Annotated in this window: 13 protein-coding genes and 1 pseudogene; 12 read left to right on the forward strand and 2 right to left on the reverse strand. The window is 70.3% G+C overall.

The features are described from left to right. The first annotated feature begins 275 nt into the window (after positions 1 to 275). The 4 genes from WMF17_RS24370 to WMF17_RS24385 all read left to right on the forward strand — a co-directional run bounded on the left by WMF17_RS24370 (position 276) and on the right by WMF17_RS24385 (position 6,166). On the forward strand, positions 276 to 1,013 hold the full coding sequence (locus WMF17_RS24370; protein ID WP_437643506.1) for a Coq4 family protein: 738 nt from the start codon (positions 276 to 278) through the stop codon (positions 1,011 to 1,013). A 738-nt stretch (positions 1,014 to 1,751) separates the two neighbouring features. After that, on the forward strand, positions 1,752 to 3,011 hold the full coding sequence (gene ltrA, locus WMF17_RS24375) for a group II intron reverse transcriptase/maturase (RefSeq protein ID WP_437643507.1): 1,260 nt from the start codon (positions 1,752 to 1,754) through the stop codon (positions 3,009 to 3,011). A gap of 177 nt (positions 3,012 to 3,188) precedes the next feature. Next, on the forward strand, positions 3,189 to 5,507 hold the full coding sequence (gene fabD / locus WMF17_RS24380; protein ID WP_437643509.1) for an ACP S-malonyltransferase: 2,319 nt from the start codon (positions 3,189 to 3,191) through the stop codon (positions 5,505 to 5,507). A gap of 38 nt (positions 5,508 to 5,545) precedes the next feature. Then, the gene (locus WMF17_RS24385; RefSeq protein ID WP_437643511.1) at positions 5,546 to 6,166 is read left to right on the forward strand and encodes a class I SAM-dependent methyltransferase; all 621 of its coding nucleotides are present in this window, start codon (positions 5,546 to 5,548) and stop codon (positions 6,164 to 6,166) included. 93 nt (positions 6,167 to 6,259) lie between these two features. Here WMF17_RS24385 and WMF17_RS24390 read toward each other — a convergent pair whose 3' ends face one another. Beyond that, positions 6,260 to 8,320, reverse strand: coding sequence for a TonB-dependent receptor plug domain-containing protein (locus WMF17_RS24390; RefSeq protein ID WP_437643513.1), 2,061 nt, complete (start codon positions 8,318 to 8,320; stop codon positions 6,260 to 6,262). A gap of 620 nt (positions 8,321 to 8,940) precedes the next feature. On the opposite strand from WMF17_RS24390, the pseudogene WMF17_RS24395 reads away from it, so the two are divergent. The 8 genes and pseudogenes from WMF17_RS24395 to WMF17_RS24430 all read left to right on the forward strand — a co-directional run. Then, positions 8,941 to 9,153 (forward strand): annotated as a pseudogene (locus tag WMF17_RS24395) (epoxide hydrolase N-terminal domain-containing protein); the annotation flags it as partial. Between the two features lie 456 nt (positions 9,154 to 9,609). Then, positions 9,610 to 10,665 (forward strand): hypothetical protein, encoded by a 1,056-nt coding sequence (locus WMF17_RS24400; RefSeq protein ID WP_437643515.1) that lies wholly within the window; start codon positions 9,610 to 9,612, stop codon positions 10,663 to 10,665. A 131-nt stretch (positions 10,666 to 10,796) separates the two neighbouring features. Continuing rightward, on the forward strand, positions 10,797 to 11,789 hold the full coding sequence (locus WMF17_RS24405; protein ID WP_437595511.1) for a hypothetical protein: 993 nt from the start codon (positions 10,797 to 10,799) through the stop codon (positions 11,787 to 11,789). Positions 11,790 to 12,000: 211 nt separating this feature from the next. After that, positions 12,001 to 12,582: a hypothetical protein gene (locus tag WMF17_RS24410; RefSeq protein ID WP_437643517.1), complete on the forward strand. Its 582-nt coding sequence runs from the start codon at positions 12,001 to 12,003 to the stop codon at positions 12,580 to 12,582. A 185-nt stretch (positions 12,583 to 12,767) separates the two neighbouring features. Further along, positions 12,768 to 14,129 (forward strand): AAA family ATPase, encoded by a 1,362-nt coding sequence (locus WMF17_RS24415; protein WP_437595515.1) that lies wholly within the window; start codon positions 12,768 to 12,770, stop codon positions 14,127 to 14,129. Further along, positions 14,126 to 15,475 (forward strand): vWA domain-containing protein, encoded by a 1,350-nt coding sequence (locus tag WMF17_RS24420; RefSeq protein WP_437643519.1) that lies wholly within the window; start codon positions 14,126 to 14,128, stop codon positions 15,473 to 15,475. Before WMF17_RS24415 ends, WMF17_RS24420 begins: the two co-directional genes overlap by 4 nt. Then, positions 15,445 to 16,491: a DUF6602 domain-containing protein gene (locus WMF17_RS24425; protein WP_437595518.1), complete on the forward strand. Its 1,047-nt coding sequence runs from the start codon at positions 15,445 to 15,447 to the stop codon at positions 16,489 to 16,491. The genes WMF17_RS24420 and WMF17_RS24425 overlap by 31 nt, the downstream gene beginning before the upstream one ends. A 195-nt stretch (positions 16,492 to 16,686) precedes the next feature. Beyond that, complete coding sequence (locus WMF17_RS24430) at positions 16,687 to 17,106, forward strand: hypothetical protein (RefSeq protein ID WP_437595520.1); 420 nt, start codon at positions 16,687 to 16,689, stop codon at positions 17,104 to 17,106. Between the two features lie 609 nt (positions 17,107 to 17,715). Here the strand turns inward: WMF17_RS24430 and WMF17_RS24435 are convergent. After that, entirely contained in the window at positions 17,716 to 18,207 is a 492-nt protein-coding gene (locus WMF17_RS24435; RefSeq protein ID WP_437595521.1) for a hypothetical protein, read from the reverse strand. Positions 18,208 to 18,464 lie beyond the last annotated feature (257 nt).

Below are 18,464 nucleotides of genomic sequence, written 5' to 3' on the forward strand. Positions count from 1 at the left end.
CTGCAGATTCATGCGATATGCGATAGCAGTCGCCGCTGCCAGCGCATAAATGAATGATCCAGGGCGCCCCGGCCGCATGTCGCTGCGCCCTGGATCGATGTGAAATCAGAGCTGCGGCGCACCCCCCATCGCACAGGCTCTGGGCGCTGGAGGCGTGAACGATCAACGGCCGAAAGGCTTCTCACGCACGGAGATTCTCGATGGCATCAACGACAGATCGAAGGCGCGAAATTCACGACGAGCTTCCCGAGACTCGCCCGCTGCCGCCGCGCGGCATGGAGTGGCGCAAGGCGATGCGCCTGGCCAGGGAGCTGAAGAGGACGCCGTACAATCCCTCGGTCTCCTACGAGCTGGTGCTCTGCCTCGACGGGGGCGATTTCGAGCGCATGTTTCAGGATTTCCTCGCCGAGCCGGGCGCGCGTGACATGATCACCGAGCAGCCTGATCTGATCACGCTGCTCGCCGATCGGAAGGCGCTGGCGGCGATGGATGAAGGCAGCCTGGGTCGGACCTACCTGGCCTTGACGCAGGAGGACGGTTACACCGCCGACGGCCTCGCCGACGTGCAGGACCAGACCCCCGGCTTCAAGGAGATCGCCCCGGACCCGATCCGCCGCTGGTTGTACAAGCGCAACGCGGCGCTGCATGACGTCGCGCATGCGTTCACAGGATACGGACGCGACAGGGCAGGTGAAGCCGCGTTGAACGTGTTCACGTCGGCCATCTACCCTCACCGGATAGTGCGCTTCTATTCGCTGGTCGGGGCGCTCGTCGCGCCGCGCGACCGCTATTTCCGGAACCTGTCGTATATGCACGAGACGTGGCTGCGCGGCCGGCGCGCGCGCATCCCGCTCAGCGCCCGGTGGGAGCAGCTGCTCCCGCTCCAGCTCAAGGAGGTGTGCCGGCGCCTTGAGGTCCAGACTGTGGATGACGCTCACCCCAGCGGGATCATGCGTGAAGCCACCGTGGGCGGCCCCTGGGTCTCCACGCGCGATGTCCAGGGCAACGCCTAGAACACCGATCACGTTGATCGAGCGAGAAATGAACCGCCAAGGCGCCAGGGACGCCAAGACAATGTTCTTTTCTTGGCGCCCCTGGCGCCTTGGCGGTTCAAAATTCTGCTCTCTTCTGGCGGCTTCAACCCGTTCGTCGCTCGTGCGCCAGGCCAAGCCTGGGCGAGGAGGATGCGATCAGCTGAAACTTCGCGAAGAAACCCGGCGGGTGAGAGTCCCGCCCGGCAAGGTTGGCCCACCAGCCGGAAGCGAGTCTTGCGTGGCGCTGGGTGACCGGCGGCGCGAAGCGTAGACAGCGAGCGTGCGGGCCGTGGGATAGAGCCTCGAAAGAACGGAAGTCGTGGGGCCGACGTCGTGAGCGTAGCGGAAGGCAACATCGTCGCGTCAAGAGCGAGCCCGGGTAGCCCCCACTCGCAGGGCCTGGCGCGGCGACCCACCGGGGTCAGAGACCAGGGCACGTACGCAAGGGTTTCCCGAGGAACCTGGGAGGTCCCGCCGCCTCCACCGAGAGGTGGAACCGCCGAGCGGAGCGCAAGCGAGCGGAGCGGGGGCGACGGGAAGTCGGAGTGCACTCGTAGTACCGCGGAAGCGGGGGAACCAACCCGAGGGACCCCGTGGAGGGAAGGGGAGCACCGGGGCACGGGATCGTTGGAGGGAAAGATGAAGGAGACATCGGGCTCCGAAACCGTCTGCACGAAACTCGAACGAATAGCGGAGCTGGCGCGGCAGGCACCCACCATGGTGCTGACGACGCTCGCCCATCACATCGACCTGGACTGGATGCGCGAAGCCTACCGGCGAACGCGCAAGGACGGCGCGCCCGGCGTGGACCGGCAGACCGCGGAGCAGTACGCGGAGCAACTGGAGGACAACCTCCGGTCGCTGCTGGAACGAGCCAAGGCGGGCACGTACCGCGCGCCGCCGGTGAGGCGGGTCCATATCCCGAAGGGCAACGGGGAAACACGCCCGATCGGCATCCCGACCTTTGAGGACAAGATCCTGCAGCGCGCGGTGGCCATGGTGCTGGAGGCCGTCTTTGAGCAGGATTTTCTTGACTGCTCGTACGGTTTCCGGCCCGGCCGTTCGGCACACCGAGCGCTCGCGTCGTTCTGGGACAAGGCGATGGAGATGGCGGGCGGATGGGTCATCGAGGTCGACATCCGAAAGTTTTTCGACACGGTGGACCGTCAGCACCTGATGGATGCGCTGCGCCGCAGGGTACGAGACGGCGTGCTGCTCCGTCTCATCAGCAAGTGGCTGCACGCGGGCGTGCATGAAGACGGTAGCCTCAGCTACCCGGAGGCCGGCACACCGCAGGGCGGCGTGGTTTCGCCGATCCTGGCGAACATCTACCTGCACGAGGTGCTCGACACGTGGTTCGAGCGCGACGTCCGACCCCGGCTTCGAGGCAGGGTACACCTCATCCGCTACGCGGACGACGCGGTGCTGCTGTTCGAAGTGGAAGAAGACGCGCGCCGGGTGATGGCCGTGCTACCGAAGAGATTCGGCAAGTACGGGCTGAGCCTGCACCCGGACAAGACGCGCCTGTTGCCGTTCCAGCGGCCGCCGAAGAGACCCCCGCCGAGCGGCGGGGCGTCGCCGATGTGGCCGTCGACGTTCGAGCTGCTCGGCTTCATGCATCACTGGGGCAGGTCGCGGCGAGGCAACTGGGCGATCAAACGCAGGACCGCCAAGGACCGCTTCAGCCGCGCGCTGCGGCGCGTGGCGGAGTGGTGCAGGGACCACATGCACGATGAGCTGAGCAGCCAGCAGGAGGGCCTGGCCATGAAGCTGCGGGGTCACTACGAGTACTACGGGATCACCGGGAACTCGGAGGCGCTCCGTCGCTTCGCCTGGGAGGTCGTGGCGGTGTGGCGCAAGTGGCTCGATCGCCGCTCGCAGAACGCCAAGATGACCTGGGAGCGGATGCACCGATCGCTGGAGAGGTACCCCCTTCCGCGGCCGCGCATCACGCACCCCGCTCCTGCCCGCTCGTAGCGAACCCGTGTCCCGAAGAGCCGGATGCGGGAATTCCGCACGTCCGGATCTGTGGGGGGCCGGGGGGTAGTCGACCCCGGCCTACCCGACTAGGCCGCCTCGCGAGCTCACGAGCTGCGTCGCCCGGGGTCACGCAGGTCGCGCGCGCGAACAGAGTTCTCTCTCGAGGAAGCACCGATGAAAACCTACATGTTTCCAGGGCAGGGATCACAGTCGCAAGGGATGGGAGGAGAGCTGTTCGCGGAGTTCCCGGCGATCACGGCCAAGGCGGACGAGGTCCTGGGGTACTCCATCCGGGAGCTGTGCTCCGAGGACCCTCGCCAGCAGCTGGGCCAGACCCAGTTCACGCAGCCGGCGCTCTATGTCGTCAATGCGCTGATGTTCTTGAAGAGGCGCCAGAAGGAAGCCCTCCCCGATTTCCTCGTCGGCCACAGCCTCGGTGAGTACAACGCCCTCTTCGCCGCGGGCGTGTTCGATTTCGAGACCGGGCTCGAGCTGGTGAAGAAGCGCGGGGAGCTGATGAGCCAGGCCCGCGACGGCGGGATGGCCGCCGTCGCGGGCCTGGCCCCGGAGCAGGTGCGCAAGGTCCTTGCGCAGAACGGCGCCGAGGCGGTGGACGTCGCCAACATCAACAGTCCATCCCAGGTGGTGATCGCCGGCGGGAAGCACGAGATCTCCCGCTTGCAAGCCCCCTTCGAGCGAGCCGGGGCGAAGAGATACACCGTGTTGCGGGTGAGCGCCGCGTTCCACTCCCGCTTCATGCGGCCTGCGATGGAGGAGTTCGGCCGCTTCCTGACGAGCCATCGCTTCGCCCCGCCGGCGATCCCCGTGATCTCGAACCTGACCGCCCGGCCGTACCGCGCCGATCGCATCCGCGACACCCTGTGCGAGCAGATCGCGAGCCCGGTCCGGTGGTGCGAGTCGATACGTTACCTGATGGGCAAGGGAGTGAAGGAGTTCGTGGAGTGCGGCCACGGGATCGTGCTGACGGGCCTGTACTCTCAGATCCGGCGCGATGCCCAGCCCCTGATCGTCGATGACGACCAGCCCGGATCGCCGCCGGCGGACGGGGCGGAGGCTGGTCGATCTCCGGCCGACACCACCTCGCGCGAGCCGGCGCGCCCCGCCGCTGCGGCCTCGAGCAGGAGGGTGTCGCCCGAGTCCCTGGGGAGCTCGGCCTTCCGGGAGGACTATCGCCTGCGCTACGCCTACGTCGCCGGATCCCTGGTCGAGGGCATCTCGTCCAGGGAGATGGTGGTGCGCATGGGCAAGGCCGGGCTGATCGGCTATCTCGGAACCAAGGGGCTCACCCTGGACGAGATCGACCGCGCGATCCGCGGCATCCAGGCCGAGCTCCGCGGCGAGGGCAGCTACGGCGTGAGCCTGTGGTGCGATCTGGACGCGCCCCGCCTCGAGCGGGAGGCAGTGGATCTCTATTTGAAGCACGACGTACGGAACATCGAGGCGCTCGCCTGCCTTCAGGTCACCCCGGACCTGGTCCGCTTCCGGCTGACGGGCGCCCACCGCGATGCCAGCGGCCGGGCTGCGGCGCGCCGACGAGTGCTCGCGAGGGTCTCGCACCCCGAGATCGCCCGGGCGCTCATGAGCCCCGCACCGGAGCAGATCCTCGACCGGCTCCTCGAGGAGGGCGTGCTCACCCGCGAGGAGGCGGCGCTCGGCCGGGAACTACCCGTCAGCGAGGACATCTGCGTACACGCCGACTCCGGAGGACACACGGAGCTCGGCTCGGGCGCGGCGCTGATGCCGTTCATGGTGCGGCTGCGCGATGAGATGATGACGCGGCACCGGTACGGCAAGCCCATCCGCGTGGGCCTGTCCGGCGGCATCGGCGCCCCGGAGGCGGCCGCCTCCGCGTTCGTGCTCGGCGCCGACTTCATCGTCACCAACTCCATCAACCAGTGCTCTCCGGAAGCGGGTACCAGCGACCGGGTGAAGGACATGCTGCAGGCCGTGAACGTGCAAGACACCACGTACGCGCCCGCCGGTGACATGCTCGAGAGGGGGACCAAGGTCCAGGTCCTCAAGCGGGGCGTGCTGTTTCCTGCGCGGGCCAACCGGTTGCACGAGCTGTACCGGCAGCACGCGTCGCTGAACGATCTCGACAAGAAGACGACGGACCAGCTCCAGAAGAGCTACTTCAAGCGCGATCTCGGCGAGGTCTGGGAGGACACGCAGTCCTACTGGCTGCGCACGCACCCGGAGGAGCTCGACCGGGCGGAGCGCGATCCCAGGCGCAAGATGTCGCTGGTCTTCGGATGGTACTTCCGCCGCTCCTCGGAGCTGGCTCGGCGGGGGGAGGCGAACCAGGTGGATTATCAGGTGCAGTGCGGCCCGGCCATGGGGGCCTTCAATCAATGGGTGAGGGACACGGTTCTGGAGAGCTGGCGCGGCCGCCACGTGGACGTGATCGCGGAGCGCCTGATGCAGGCCTCGGCCGATCTCCTGGACCGCCGCTTGCGCGCGCTGTCGCGGTGAATCGTCGAAAGTAGAGTCTTCGATCGGAGGTGATTGTCATGCTTGCAAAGCTCATGTTGTCTCAGGCACGGAACCCGAGGGGTCTCGGCGGAAAGATCACGTCCTTCTTCATGAACAAGGGCAACCAGGACGTGAACGACCTCACGCTGGAATTTCTCGATATCCAGCCGCATCATCACGTACTGGACCTCGGCTTCGGCGGCGGTCTCACGTTTCCGATCTTGCTCGACAGGCTCAAGGGCGGGAAGCTCTATGGCCTGGAGCTGTCCCGGACGATGGTCGAGCAAGCCGCGAAGAAGTACTCGAGGTACATCGACGATGGCAAGCTGGAGGTCAAGGAGGGCGTCGTCGACAGGATGACCTTCAACGATGGCCAGTTCGACCGCCTCCTCACGGTCAACACGGTCTATTTCTGGCCGAACCTGGGCACCGGCTTCAAGGAGATCGCGCGTGTCCTGAAGCCGGGTGGGATGATCGGGGTCGGCTACCGAAGCAAGCAGACCGTGCTCTCTCTGGGTTACGAGAAGCATGGAGTCAACGCGATCTCCGAGGGCGATGTCGAGGCCGCCGCGACGGCGGCCGGCCTGACGATCCGGGAGACGCGCTCCCGAAAAGGGCGTTTCGACGATCGCGTCACCATCGCTCAGCGGGCGGCGTAGCCGGGCGGGGAGCGCCTCGGGACCTTCGGCCCTGCGAGCGTCCCTCCCGCCCCCGCGGTGCTCCGCCGCCGCGCCGAGCGCACCCCACGCCCCTCAGAACCCGCCCTCGATCGCGATCCCCGGCATCGTGATGGGCCCGATCGTCTGCGGCGTGCACCCGCTGTCGTCGCAGCTCACGTCGAACACCTCCTTCGCGAGGGTCGCGTTCTGCACGTCGAGCACGAGGCCGAGGTAGCTCCGCGCGCTCAGGGCCCAGCGCTTCGACAGGCGCGCGTCGAGCCGGTAGAATGGATGGATGCGATCCGGGTGCTCGCGCGGGGGGCGGCCCGGCGCGGCCTCGTCGGCGGGGAAGCCGGTGTAGAAGACGTGGCGGATCCCGGCGCGCCAGCCCTTGCCGAGGTCGTAGAGCAGCGCGACGTGCGCGACGTGCGTCCGGTCGTAGGCGGAAGGGATCGTCACCTTGCCGCGCGTGCGCGTGGAGCGCGACAGCGTGTACGACGCCAGGAAGAACATGTCGCGCCGCAGCGCCCCGCGCGCGCCGAGCTCCAGGCCGTAGGTGTCGCCGAGGCTCCGCGTCAGGAAGCGCTCCGTGCTGAGGTTCGTGCCGCGCCCGGTGCCAATCGGATCGCTCAGGCCGAAGATCACCTGTCGAAATACCGTGGTATTGAAATTGACCGGACCCACGTTGACCTCGACGCCGAAGCTCGACTGCAGGCTGCGCTGGAGGCCCCCTGGGATGCCGCCGATCTGGAGCGCCGGCAGCGGGGCGAGGCCTGGCAGCTGCGAGGCGACGCCGAAGGCGGGGATGAGCCGCACGTGCTCGCCGATGCCGAAGCGGCCGACGATCCTCGGGTCCACGGCGACGGCGCTCCGGCCGAGCGAGGTGTAGTGGTCCACGCGCACGCCGGGCGTGACGGTCGAGCGCTCGTCGAGCACGAGCAGCGCGTCGGCCCACGCGCCCAGCGCGAGATCGAGCCGGCTGCGGAAGAGCTCGGGGAAGCTCTCGTCGAGCTGGTCGATGCCCTCGGCGGGCTCGTCGTCCGCGCCCTCGGCGGGCTCGTCGTCCGGCGGCGGGCTGGGGCGCGGGGTCACCTTGTAGCGGTCGACCGCGGCGTCGACCCCGGCCCGCAGGAGCGCGCGCCCCCCGAGGACGGGCCGGGCCAGGCTGAGCCGCGCGTTGAGCTTCCAGGCCTGCGCGCTCTCCACGCCGACCCCGCGCGACTGGTCGAGCCCGAGGGTGACCGCCGCCCGGACGCGCGCGCCGGAGGCGTCGTCGCGGTCGTAGCGCAGGTCCAGACGGTGGAAGTCGCTGTCGAGCAGGACGTTTGTCGCCTCGGCGCCGCCTTCCTCGTCGCGGGTGGCGAGGTAGTCGTACGCGCCGAAGGCGAACACGGTGAAGCGCTCTTCCGGCCCGAGCCGGTAGGTCATCCGGCCCTGGTAGTCGGCGTAGCCCACGTCGACGCTCGGCACGAGCGCCGAGGTGAGCGCCGCGCCGGCGGCGTAGTGGCCTCCGACGAGGACGTGCGTGTCCCTGTCCATCGGCCCCTCGACGACGCCGCCGAGGTCGACGAACCGGAGGCTCCCCTCCCCGCGCCAGACGTCGGACGGCGGCGCGCTCTCGGCCTCGATCGCCGCGCCGGCGAGCCGCCCGATGTCCGCGGGATACGGGCCGAGGTGCATCTCGACGCGCTGGACCATGGAGGCCGGGATGACGCTGGGGCCGGCGCCCACGTGGAAGAGGAGCGGGACCTGGATGCCGTTGAAGAAGTAGCCGATGTTCCCGGGGGGCGCGCCGCGGATGTAGTAGTACGGCATGCCGCTCGCGATGCCGGTCACGCCGGGCTGGATCTCGATGGCGCGGTAGGGGTCGCCGAGCGCGCCCGGCAGCTCGCGGATGTCGCGCCGCGAGAGCGAGACCGAGCCCGGCGGAGCGCGGCTCCCCTCGACGGTCACCTCGATCCCGGCGGGAGCCTCAGCCGGCGCGCCGGGTGCCCCGGCGGGCGACGCGGGCACGTCGGCCGGCGCGGTGGCCGCTGGCGGCTCGGCCGGGGGCGCGCCGGGCATCGCCGGGGCGGGCTGGGGGTGCGCCTCGCCGGCATGGAAGCTGGCGGCGACGGCGATCGCGAAGGCGAGGAGGGCGCTGGAGGATCTCACGCGGATGTCGTCGATACGCCGCCGGGGAGGTGGAAGATCCGCCTCCTGGCGCCCTGGAGTTAGCAAATCCAGCCGCTCCGCGAAAGCCATGGAGGCACGGCGGGCGCTCCTTGCCGCCGGGAACATCGCCGTTGCGGATGCCGCGGCCGCCTCCGGCCCCTCGGTGCACGGAACGACGATCTGCCGTGCCCGCCCGCGCTCTCCTGGAACGAGCCATCCAGCGCGTCCCCGCCGGGTCCGCGGCGCGCGATCGCCGTCGTGCGCAGCGCCGGCGATCGCATCGGCGAGGCGGCGCCCCTCCGCGCTCGCCCCGTGACAGGAGCACAAAAAACAGAGCGCCCATTCGACGGCGGGGGGGATGCCGTCACGGGCGCTCTGCCTGAATCCTTAGCAGGACACGGGCCAGGGCTCGGCCCTCCTCACTTCACTAGGTTATCCCTAAGGATGACCCTTACATCTTTCGTTCTTGAGATCGGTGCTTTCAGTCCTGACATCTCGGCAGCTCCGCGCCTCCGCAGCTCCGCCGAGGTCGAGGCCGAGGCGCGCGAGCGAGCTCGGGCTCCAGGGTCGACGAACCGTACGTCGTACGTTACACGGCACGTACGAGCTCGCCCTTGCCCGTGGACAGCGACTTCCTCCGCGTGCGCTCGCGCGAGCCCGGCGCGCTGCCGCTGATCGTGACGCACGGCTGGCCGAGCTCCGTCGTGGAGTAGCTCGACGTCATCGGTCCGCTGACCGATCCCCGCGCTCACGGCGGCGATCCGGCGGACGCGTTCCACCTGATCATCCCCTCGCTCCCTGGATACGGGCTCTCCGGGTCGACACACCGTGGCGACGCGCCGCGGCGCGGGAGGCGCCGGACGACCACGACGAGGGGGCTAGCCAGTGACTGGTTCCGCCCGCGACCGATGCGCGCGATGCACGGCGGCGACGTCCCCAGCCGATCCGGATGCGATCCAGCCGCGATACGCCTTCCGTGACCACCAGCAAAATTCTCATAAAACAATCAGCGCACAGACTGATAATCTCGTGAACCCAACCGGAATGCTCTCGATGCTTCGAGGCTTCATGGCAGATTGGGCTTTCCTGCCCTGGCCGACCCAAGTATGGATTCAGCGTGCGCGCTCTCCCTGCTCTGAATCGGCGCTTGCGCCGCGCCCCGGGCGCGTGGGCCCACCGGCGTGAAGGAGCACGACGAGAGGTTGGGGAGGCGGCGCCGAGAGATCAGCGCGGCGCAGTGACCCCTGTCCGAGAGCCGGGCCGAAACACGCCAGAAAAGGGCCACCACGATGACACCAAGGAAGTACCCGATCCTGATCGCGCTCACGCTCGCTGCGGCCGGGAGCTTCGCGGGCTGCTGGCCCGGCACCGCCGTCCAGCTGTATTCGTGCGACGACCCGTGCTGGGGCCTGGAGGCCTACGAGTGCGACGAGCCGTGCCCCGTGTGCGAGGGCGCGTGCGTGGAGCTACCGTACCTCGGGTTCAGTGATCCCATGCTGCTCTGGCGGGGCGACTCGACCGACGGGGCCTCTGCGCCGGAGTGCCCGGCGGAGACACCGGACCTCGTGTTCGACGGTTACGGCGGCTTCACCGACGCGCACAGCTGCTCGACATGCCTTTGCACGCAGCCCTCCTGCGAGCTGCCGCCGGGCCTCCGGGGGAGCGCCTCGACCACGTGCGACGGGACGGCGCCCGCGTCGTTCGACGCCCCCGACGGATGGGACGGCGCATGTACCGCGCCCGACGCAGCGGCCTCGGACGAGCTCGGCTCGCTGCTCATCCCGGCGCCGACGGTGGACGCCTGCGCGCCGACGCTCGATCCCGGAGGGGCGCCGCTCGAGCTGCCCGCACCCTTTGCTGTGCGGGCGCGCGGCTGCGCCGGGTCGGCGGACAAGCACACGTGCGGAGATCCCTCGATGATGTGCATCGCTTCCCCCGTGCCGCGCCCGGAGGGCTTCTCGATCTGCATCCACCACCTCCGCCAGGGCGAGCCGAGGTGCCCGAAGGAGTACCCCGAGCTGCAAGCGCTGTACACGGGCTTCGACGACACGCGCAGCTGCACGCCGTGCGGGTGCGATCCGCTCCAGGGCAGCGCGTGCTCCGCCCTCGTGTCGGCCTACGAGGACGGCAGCTGCCGCCAGCTCCTCGGCGCCGAGACGGTGACGCTGGCCGGGCCGAAGTGCGTCGCAGGGCCGGACCTGCGGATCGAGAGCATGGCGGCGCGGTGGGTCACGAACGAGCCGGGCACATGCGCCCCGACCGGCGGAGTCGCCACGGGGCAAGTGATACCGAAGGGCGCTTCGTATTTTTGCTGTCAGTCCGACGAGGCTGTCTTCGTGCACTGATGACCTCGCCCGCCCCGCACGCCCGTTCGACGCAGCGCGCGCGGTGCCCTTTGGCTCGAGGACGCGACTTCGTGTACCCGGGCGCGCGCTTCGCGGGTATAGAAGCGAATCACGCGGAAGGGAGAGCGGATATGCGAATCGCACGATGGTGCTTCTGGATGGCGCTCGCAGCGAGCGGCTGCAGCGTCTCCGACAGCGGCACGTCCCCGGCAGACAGCGGCCAGCCCACAGGCGCCGGCGATGACGGCGGCGAAGGTGGCCGGGGCGGCGCGGGCGGCGCGGGCGGCGAAGACGATACGTTCGGCGCCGGCGCCGGGACCGGCGGGAGCAGCGGGGACAGCGGGAGTGGGGACGCTGACAGCCGTTGCATCGAGCGGGCGGCCTTCGTGTATGTGCTCTCGCAAGACAACGAGCTCTACAGCTTCAAACCGGATCGCAAGGAGTTCACGAAGATTGGTGTTCTGGGTTGCCAGACCGACATGGATCCGAACTCGATGGCGGTCGATCGCGACGCGGTGGCGTGGGTCAACTACGCGCAGGCCGACGACAGCGCCGGGACGCTGTTCAAGGTCAGCACCGAGGACGCGAGCTGCGAGCCCACGGAGACGTCGCTCCCGGAAGGGTGGTCCCGGCTCGGAATGGGCTTCTCGAGCGACCTCTCGCGCCCGGACGCGGAGCAGCTGTTCGTGGCGGGCGCGACAGGCACGCCGGGCATCGGGCTCGGGAGGATCGACGGTCCATCGGTGAGGCCGGTCGGGGAGTTCAGCGGCTCGCTGCGCGGCGCCTCGGCGGAGCTCACCGGCACGGGCGATGGACGCCTCTTCGGCTTCTTCACCACCTCGCCGGTCCAGCTCGCCGAGATCGACAAGGAGACCGGCGAGATCATCGAGGCCACGGACCTGCCCGGCATCGAGACCCCCAGCGCCTGGGCGTTCACCTTCTGGGGTGGCGACTTCTACTTCTACACCGCGCCGGATCGGTTCCAGTCCGCGTCGCGGACCACCAACGTCAGCCGCTATCGCCCCTCGGACGGCTCGATCGACACGGCCTACATGACGAACATCGGCTTCCGCATCGTCGGCGCCGGCGTGTCGACCTGCGCCCCGCTCGAGACGCCGCGCTGAGGGGCTGCCGGGCTCGTCGCGCCATAACGCCTCGCACGCCTCGCGGGCGCCGGCGTTCCGCCTTTCCCGACAAGACGTCTTCGTGAGAATCCCGGCACGATCGGGAACGGATCCAGCGAGCCCGTTCCCGGTCGTATCGACGTCTACCGTTCCGGCCCCGGCGGCATCACGTTGGGTGTGCCCGATCGGGCGTGGAGGTGCTGCGATGCGGATGAGGCTGCTCCCTGTGCTCGCGCTGCCGCTCGCCGCGGCGTGCGGGGCGGCGCCGGGCGCCGATCACCCGGCGCGCGAGGGCATCTTCGGCGCAGCGGGGCCGAGCGAGTTCATCCTGCTCACCGCCCGGGGCGAGCTCGTGAGCGCCGACATCGAGCCGGGGCGCGTCGTCGGGCCGGACGTGAACCTGGGCGTGTACGCGGCGGGCGGCCAGCGCGGCGGGCAGGCGGTCCGGGGGATCGCGTTCAACCAGGCCGTGAGCGTCACCACGACCGGGCAGGGCGCGACCGGCATCGTCGGCGCCATGCCGCTTCAGCTCTCGGTGACCCGGGCGGAGGAAGGGCTCCGCGCGCGCGGCCTCGTGGCCGGCGCCCTCTCCGACTACAGGCTGGACGACCGGCAGCTCACCGGCCAGATCGGGCGATGCAGCTACGAGCTCACACGGACGGGACGCACCTACGAGGGATCGCGCAGCTGCGGAGGCCAGCCTCACCACGTGACCGTCCTCCTGCCCCGCGGGCTGTCCTCGTGGAACGACGCCGCGCTCGCGACCACGCTCGGGCTGCTCCTCGGCGCCTGAGCGCGCTGCCCGCCGTCGCGCCGTCGCGTGGCGAATGACAGGCCGCGCAGCGGCTGCTAGAGCTCCGGTCCACCTGGCAGGACGAGAGCCGAGAGCCCGCCGGGCACGGGAAGGCCGCGCCTCCTGGGCCCCAGCCTCGGAAGGCCTTTCTTCGTGCCTCGCACGAAAACCCCTCCACTACCTCCGTGACGAAGCCCAGATCCGATGGCAACGCGCCGGGCAGGTCGGCCGCGGCGACTTCCCCCAGCCCCCTCCTCGAGGGGCGCTCTGCGCCCATCCCTGTCGGACCGCGGCTCGAGGCCGTGCTCGATCTCGCGTACCGCGCGCGGCGCTCGGTGCTGCTCGAGGGGCCGACGGGCATCGGCAAGAGCGAGCTCGTCCGGCAGCTCGCCGAGCGGCTCGGCATCGCCACGGTCGTGCTCGACCTGAGCCTCCTCGAGCCGCCCGATCTCGTGGGCCTGCCGGTCATCCGGGACAACCGGACCGCCTACGCGGCGCCGTCGGTGCTGCCCCAGGACGGCGCCGGCATCCTGATGCTCGAGGAGCTCAACCGGGCGGAGCGGTACATCCAGCAGCCGGCGCTCCAGCTGCTCAGCGCCCGGCGGCTGCACGAGTACGAGCTGCCCGCGGGCTGGGTGTGCTTCGCCGCCGTGAACCCCGAGTCGGCCGACTACCAGGTGACCCCGCTCGATCGTGCGCTCCGGGCGCGGTTCCTCAACCTGAGCGTCCGCGCGGACCGGGCGTCCTGGCTCGCCTGGGCGCAGGTGAGCGGGCTCCACCCGGGCGTGATCGCGCTGGGGCAGGCGCACGAGCGCATCCTCGACGACGTCCCGCCGCGCACGTGGACGTACGCGTCGCAGGTGCTCGGCGCGCTCCGTCCCGAGGAGCTCGCGGACGGCGTGCTCCTGCGCGATGCGCTCGGCGGGTACCTGCCGCCGAGCTGGGTGGAGCTCCTGCTCGCGTCGAAGGATTCCTGGTCGACGCGGCTGCCGTTCGACCTGCGCGCGCTGCTCGCCGACTACGGGCCGACCTCGCCCGCGGGCAAGGTGCTGCGCGCCGCGCGCGAGCGCGGGGAGACCGACCGGTTCGACGAGGTGACGACGCGGCTCGCGCCGCTGCTCGAGGGGCCGGAGGTCGGCGTGCTCGCGGCGCAGCGGAAGCTGTCGCTTTCGGCGTTCGAGGCGCTGCTCGCCGACCTGCCCGGCGACCACCGCGAGCGCCTCCAGGACGCGCTCGGCGGCAACGCGACGGCGACGCAGCTCATCGACGTCCGCCCCGAGGAGCTGCTCCAGAACTACGCGAGCAGCGCCGCCGAGCAGAAGGTGCTGGCGTGGCGCGCCGATCCGCTGCGGCAGCACCGCGTGGGGCTCGTCGTGACCGCGCTGTCTGCGCACCTCGCCCAGCAGGCGAAGCTCGTCGAGGTGCGGCGGAGCAACGTCGCGCGGGCGTGCCTGGGCCAGCTGCTCGCGCAGCTGCCGGAGCGCTGGGCCCTCCGGCTCGCGGGAGCGCTGAAGAAGCACGGCGTCACGCCCATCCGGCCGCAATGAAGCGGGACAAGGAGACGGCGCAGCCAGCCCCGGGGACGGAGGAGCCGGCGCTCAGGGACGCGAAGCCGGCGCGGGGGAACGCCGATCCCGCGCTCGGGAGCGCGAACCCCGCGCTCGAGAGCGCAGCGCACCGCGAGGTGCCCGAGGACGAGCTCACGGCGTGGCTCGACGCCTTCGTGCGCGATCCGGGGTTCCTGGAGCGGTATCCCTGCTATGCGGCGATCCTCGCGCGGCTCGCGCCGGTCGCGGACCCCTCGGTCAAGCGCATGGCCGTCTCGCTGTTCGAGGGCCGCTTCTTCCTCCACGTCAACGTGGAGTCGTTCATGAGCGAGCCCGTGTTCCTGCGCGGCGTGCTCCTGCACGAGGTGCACCACGTGGCGCTCGGGCACCTCTGCCACCCCAAGTTCGCGGGCGCGGACGAGCCGGAGCTCATGGATCTCGCGCTGGAGATGTCGGCCAACGAGTACATCGAGGAGCCGCTGCCCGACCCGATCCGCTGGCAGCCCTACGCCGCGCTCGGCCTGCGCGGCGGCCAGAGCACGCTGGAGCGCTACGCGCTGCTCGTGAGCGCGGCGCGCGAGGGCAAGCTCCCGCAGCGGGGCGGTGAGGCCGTCGACGACCACCGCGTGCTGCGCCGCCCGTCGCGGGAGCCGGGCGCGGTGGAGCAGACGCGGCAGCTGCTGCTGCGCGCCGCCGAGGAGGCGGGCGCGCTCGCGGGCGACGGCGACCCGGCGGACCTGCCCGGCCTGACGCTCGCGGGCAAGACGCCCGGCCGGCTCATCGAGGAGCTCACGGACGTGCTCGGCCCGCGCGCGACCCCGCTCGACTGGAAGACCGCGCTGCGGATGTTCGTGGCGAGGGAGCGCGCGCCGGTGCACACGTACGCGCGGCCGAACCGGCGCTTCCCGGGCCGCATCGGCGAGGTGCCTGGCAGGACGTACGCGCCCCGGGCGATCGCGAAGCCGTCGGTGCTCGTGGCGATCGACACGTCGATGAGCATGCGGCGCGACGAACTGGAGGAGGTCGCTCGGCAGCTGCAGGCGATGAGCGAGGTGGCGCGCATCACCGTGGCCGAGTGCGACACGGAGATCGGGCGCGTGTACGCCTTCGACGGCCGGCTCAACGACGTGGGCGGCCGCGGCGGGACCGATCTGCGGCCGGTGTTCGCGCCGGAGTTCCTGGCGGCGCGGAGGGTCTCCGGCGTTATCTACTTCACGGACGGCGCGGGTCCCACGCCGCCGGCGCCGCCGCCGCTGCCGGTGCTCTGGATCCTGACGAAGCCGCTGGAGTTCGCGTGCCCGTGGGGGCAGCGGGCATGGCTGGACCGGAAGCCGCGGCGGGGGTGACGGTGGCGGGCAAGGGCACGAAGAGGATCGCGCGCGGGGGGAGCGCTGCAGCGGAGGGCGGCCGGGGCGGCGCGCCGGCCGGCCGCGGGGAGGACCCGCCGGCCCGCCGTGCGGCGGCCCCGTCGCGCCGCGCATTCTATGGCGGCTGGTCCGAGGAGATCGTCGAGCACCTGGAAGACGAGTTCCGGAAGCTCCGCGCGCTCGCGACGCTCGAGCTCGGCCCCGAGCTGGAGATCGCGATCTGCCATGCGCTCCGGAAATTCCTCCCCGAGCGCGCGGGTGTCTGTCGCGGCTGGGTGGTGGACACCACCGGAGACAAGCAGGGCGAGGACATCATCATCTACGACGCCGCGCGCTTCCCGACGCTGCGCGGGCTGGGCGGCGATCTCGCGATCCGGGAGCGCGTGCCCGCCGAGGCCGTCCTGGCGTACATCGAGGTCAAGCACACGCTGTATGTGCAGGCGAAGGTGCCCGCGAAGAGCCGGGGGCAGTCGCTCGTGAAGGCGTGTCGCCAGGTGGCGGCGGTGAAGGGGCTGCGCCGCGCCCCCGTGCCGCCGGAGATGATCGCGCCGAGGATCTTGCTGGAGAACGCGGTCAAGCGGAGCAGCGGCTTTCCAGCGATCCGCAACCCCTGGTATGCAGCCATCTGGGCGCTGAACCTCCGCGTCGACAAGGATCTAGAGCACAACCCGGCCGAGGCCGTGAAGCGCCGTATCGCTGCCGTCCGGCGGGCCGGCACCCGGGCCGAGCACCTCCCCGATGTGATCGCCGCCGGCCCGGTCCTGATGACGCCCGCGATCGTTGCCTCGGGGGTACTGGAGTCGCGGCCGTTCACGACGCCGGACACGGAGCTCATCTTCACGAACGGCATGAAGGCGCTGGGCGCGGCCATGGAGCATCTCACGTGGGCGATCGACGACATCCTCCTCGGCGAGATCCCGTGGAGGCGCATGCTCGAGCATCAGCTCCGGCAGGCGGACGATGAGGCAGGGAGCGTCCGGCTCGGGATCACCTGATCCGGCGGGCGGCAGCGCTGCTTCGAGCCGCGGTTGCCGTCTCCAGCGCATCGGGTGAGCTGTGGGACGTCAACGGCTTACGTGCTTCATCGCCAACTCGTTGCGAAAGAGTGTTCCGGATCCGTTTTCCTCTGCGAAGGCACGGAGTTCGACGAGGTGCGACTCGGTCGTCGTCACGGCGTCTCGGCTCGCCGCATGCGCTGCTTCGGGTTTCCGCGAACATACGCTGGATACGGCGACCGGCGCCTGCTATCGCCCGGTGCCATGGGTCGGCCGGACCAGTTCGCCAAGAGGACCTTTGGCGAGGAGACCGAGCGCATCACCGCCGGTGCGGCCAGGTGGCAGGATCCTCCTGAGATCAGGCTCGAGAAAGTTCAATGCGATGGCTTCCTCGTGATCAGCCGTCCAGATCGGCTCGAGCATCTTCCCGCGCCGTGGTCGGAAGCGCGAGCTCATGACGAGGAGATCATCGAGCTGAAGCTGGCCGGGGACCATTTCCTGTGGATCGCTGCCAACGAGCTGCCTCTGCGCGACGATCGGCAGCTCAAGCTTCTGCGGCGCGACGTCGACGGGCTCGCCCGCGAGCCGGCGCGGGGCGCTCGCCGGCCCGGGTGACGGGCGCCGGAGCCGGCGCGCCGAACGGCTCGCCGAGGAAGGGCTCGTCGAGCCAGGGCCGACCCGCCCGCCGCCCCGTCCAGGCCGGCTCAGGCGCCGCGAGCTGGGCGTGCACCGCGCGCCAGGAGCCCCTGTCCTGCAACGCACGCGCTGATCCATGCGCCGACGTCCGGTCGCTCGACGGAACCTCGAGCGCCTGAACGTCATCCGCAGCGCGCCGCACGAGCCGCTCGCTCGATGCCCGTTCACCACGTTGCGACACGAGGTCTCCCCTCTGGAGTCGACTTCTTCCCTGCGACAATGAGCAGACCATGACGGACTAGATCCGCCGGGGAGGTAGCGCAAGCTCAATCACGCTGTGCTGCACGCGCAGAATGCTCACCCAGAGCATTGCGGCCACACACATTATTTTCTCTCCCAACGCGCACAATCATAGCATTATGATCACGCACGTTATTTTCTCGCTCAAAGCGCGACAACCAGAGCATTTCGCGCACGGGTCCGGTTTTCGTTGCCCGACTCCTGGCTGCGCGAGGCTTCGAACCGATCCTGGCGCCACCGGCGCGGATCGTTGCTCTGCTGGGCTCTGGTTTCGGCCGTGTCGTCGGGCTACCGCGCCCGCCGGAGCATGGCCACGCCCTTCCAGGGCGGCGTCTGCGCGTACACGATGAGCTCTCCCTGGTCCGAGAACTCGCACAGCGCCTCGTAGGCAATCCCCGCCTCGTCGTAGGAGATCAACTTGAAACGATCCCACACGGGGTCGCGGATCTCGTAGGCGCGGTCGACGTGGAGGCCGGGCGAATCCGCGAGGATGCGCTCCCCGTCGAAGCGGACGATCAGGTGCGCGTACTGGAACTCGAGCATCGACGCGAGCATCGGCTCGAGCGGGACCTCGGGCTCGAACCGCACGAGCCGGAAGCTGCCGCGCAGGCGCGCGTCGATCGACGCGAGGGCGGCGGCCGCGTCGGGCCCCTGGGACGCGCTGGAGCCGCAGCCGGCGGACTGCGCGGCAAACACGGCGGCGCAGGCGACGAGGAGGAGTCGGGAAGCGCGGAACGCTCCGGAGGGACGCAGGGAGGGACGGCTCGCCGGGAGCGACATGGGCGGAGCTTAGGGCGGTCGGGCGAGCAGCGCAAAGCGGAGCAGGAGCGCGCGGCTGAACGCAAACGTGCGAACGATCCTCCTTCGTCGGGCGCCTGCCGCCCTGCGCCATCGACGCTCCGCCCCGGCGATCCACGGGAGCCGCGCGGCCTTGCGCGGCTCTCGGGCGCTCCGCACAATCCAACGAGCGAGCCGGCCAGCCCTCGACACGCCGGCCGGACCGCGCCGCGCGGCCGGAGCGACGCCCGCGCTCGACC

Origin of the sequence: Sorangium sp. So ce362 (assembly GCF_051519845.1) — a bacterium.
GTDB lineage: Bacteria > Myxococcota_A > Polyangia > Polyangiales > Polyangiaceae > Sorangium.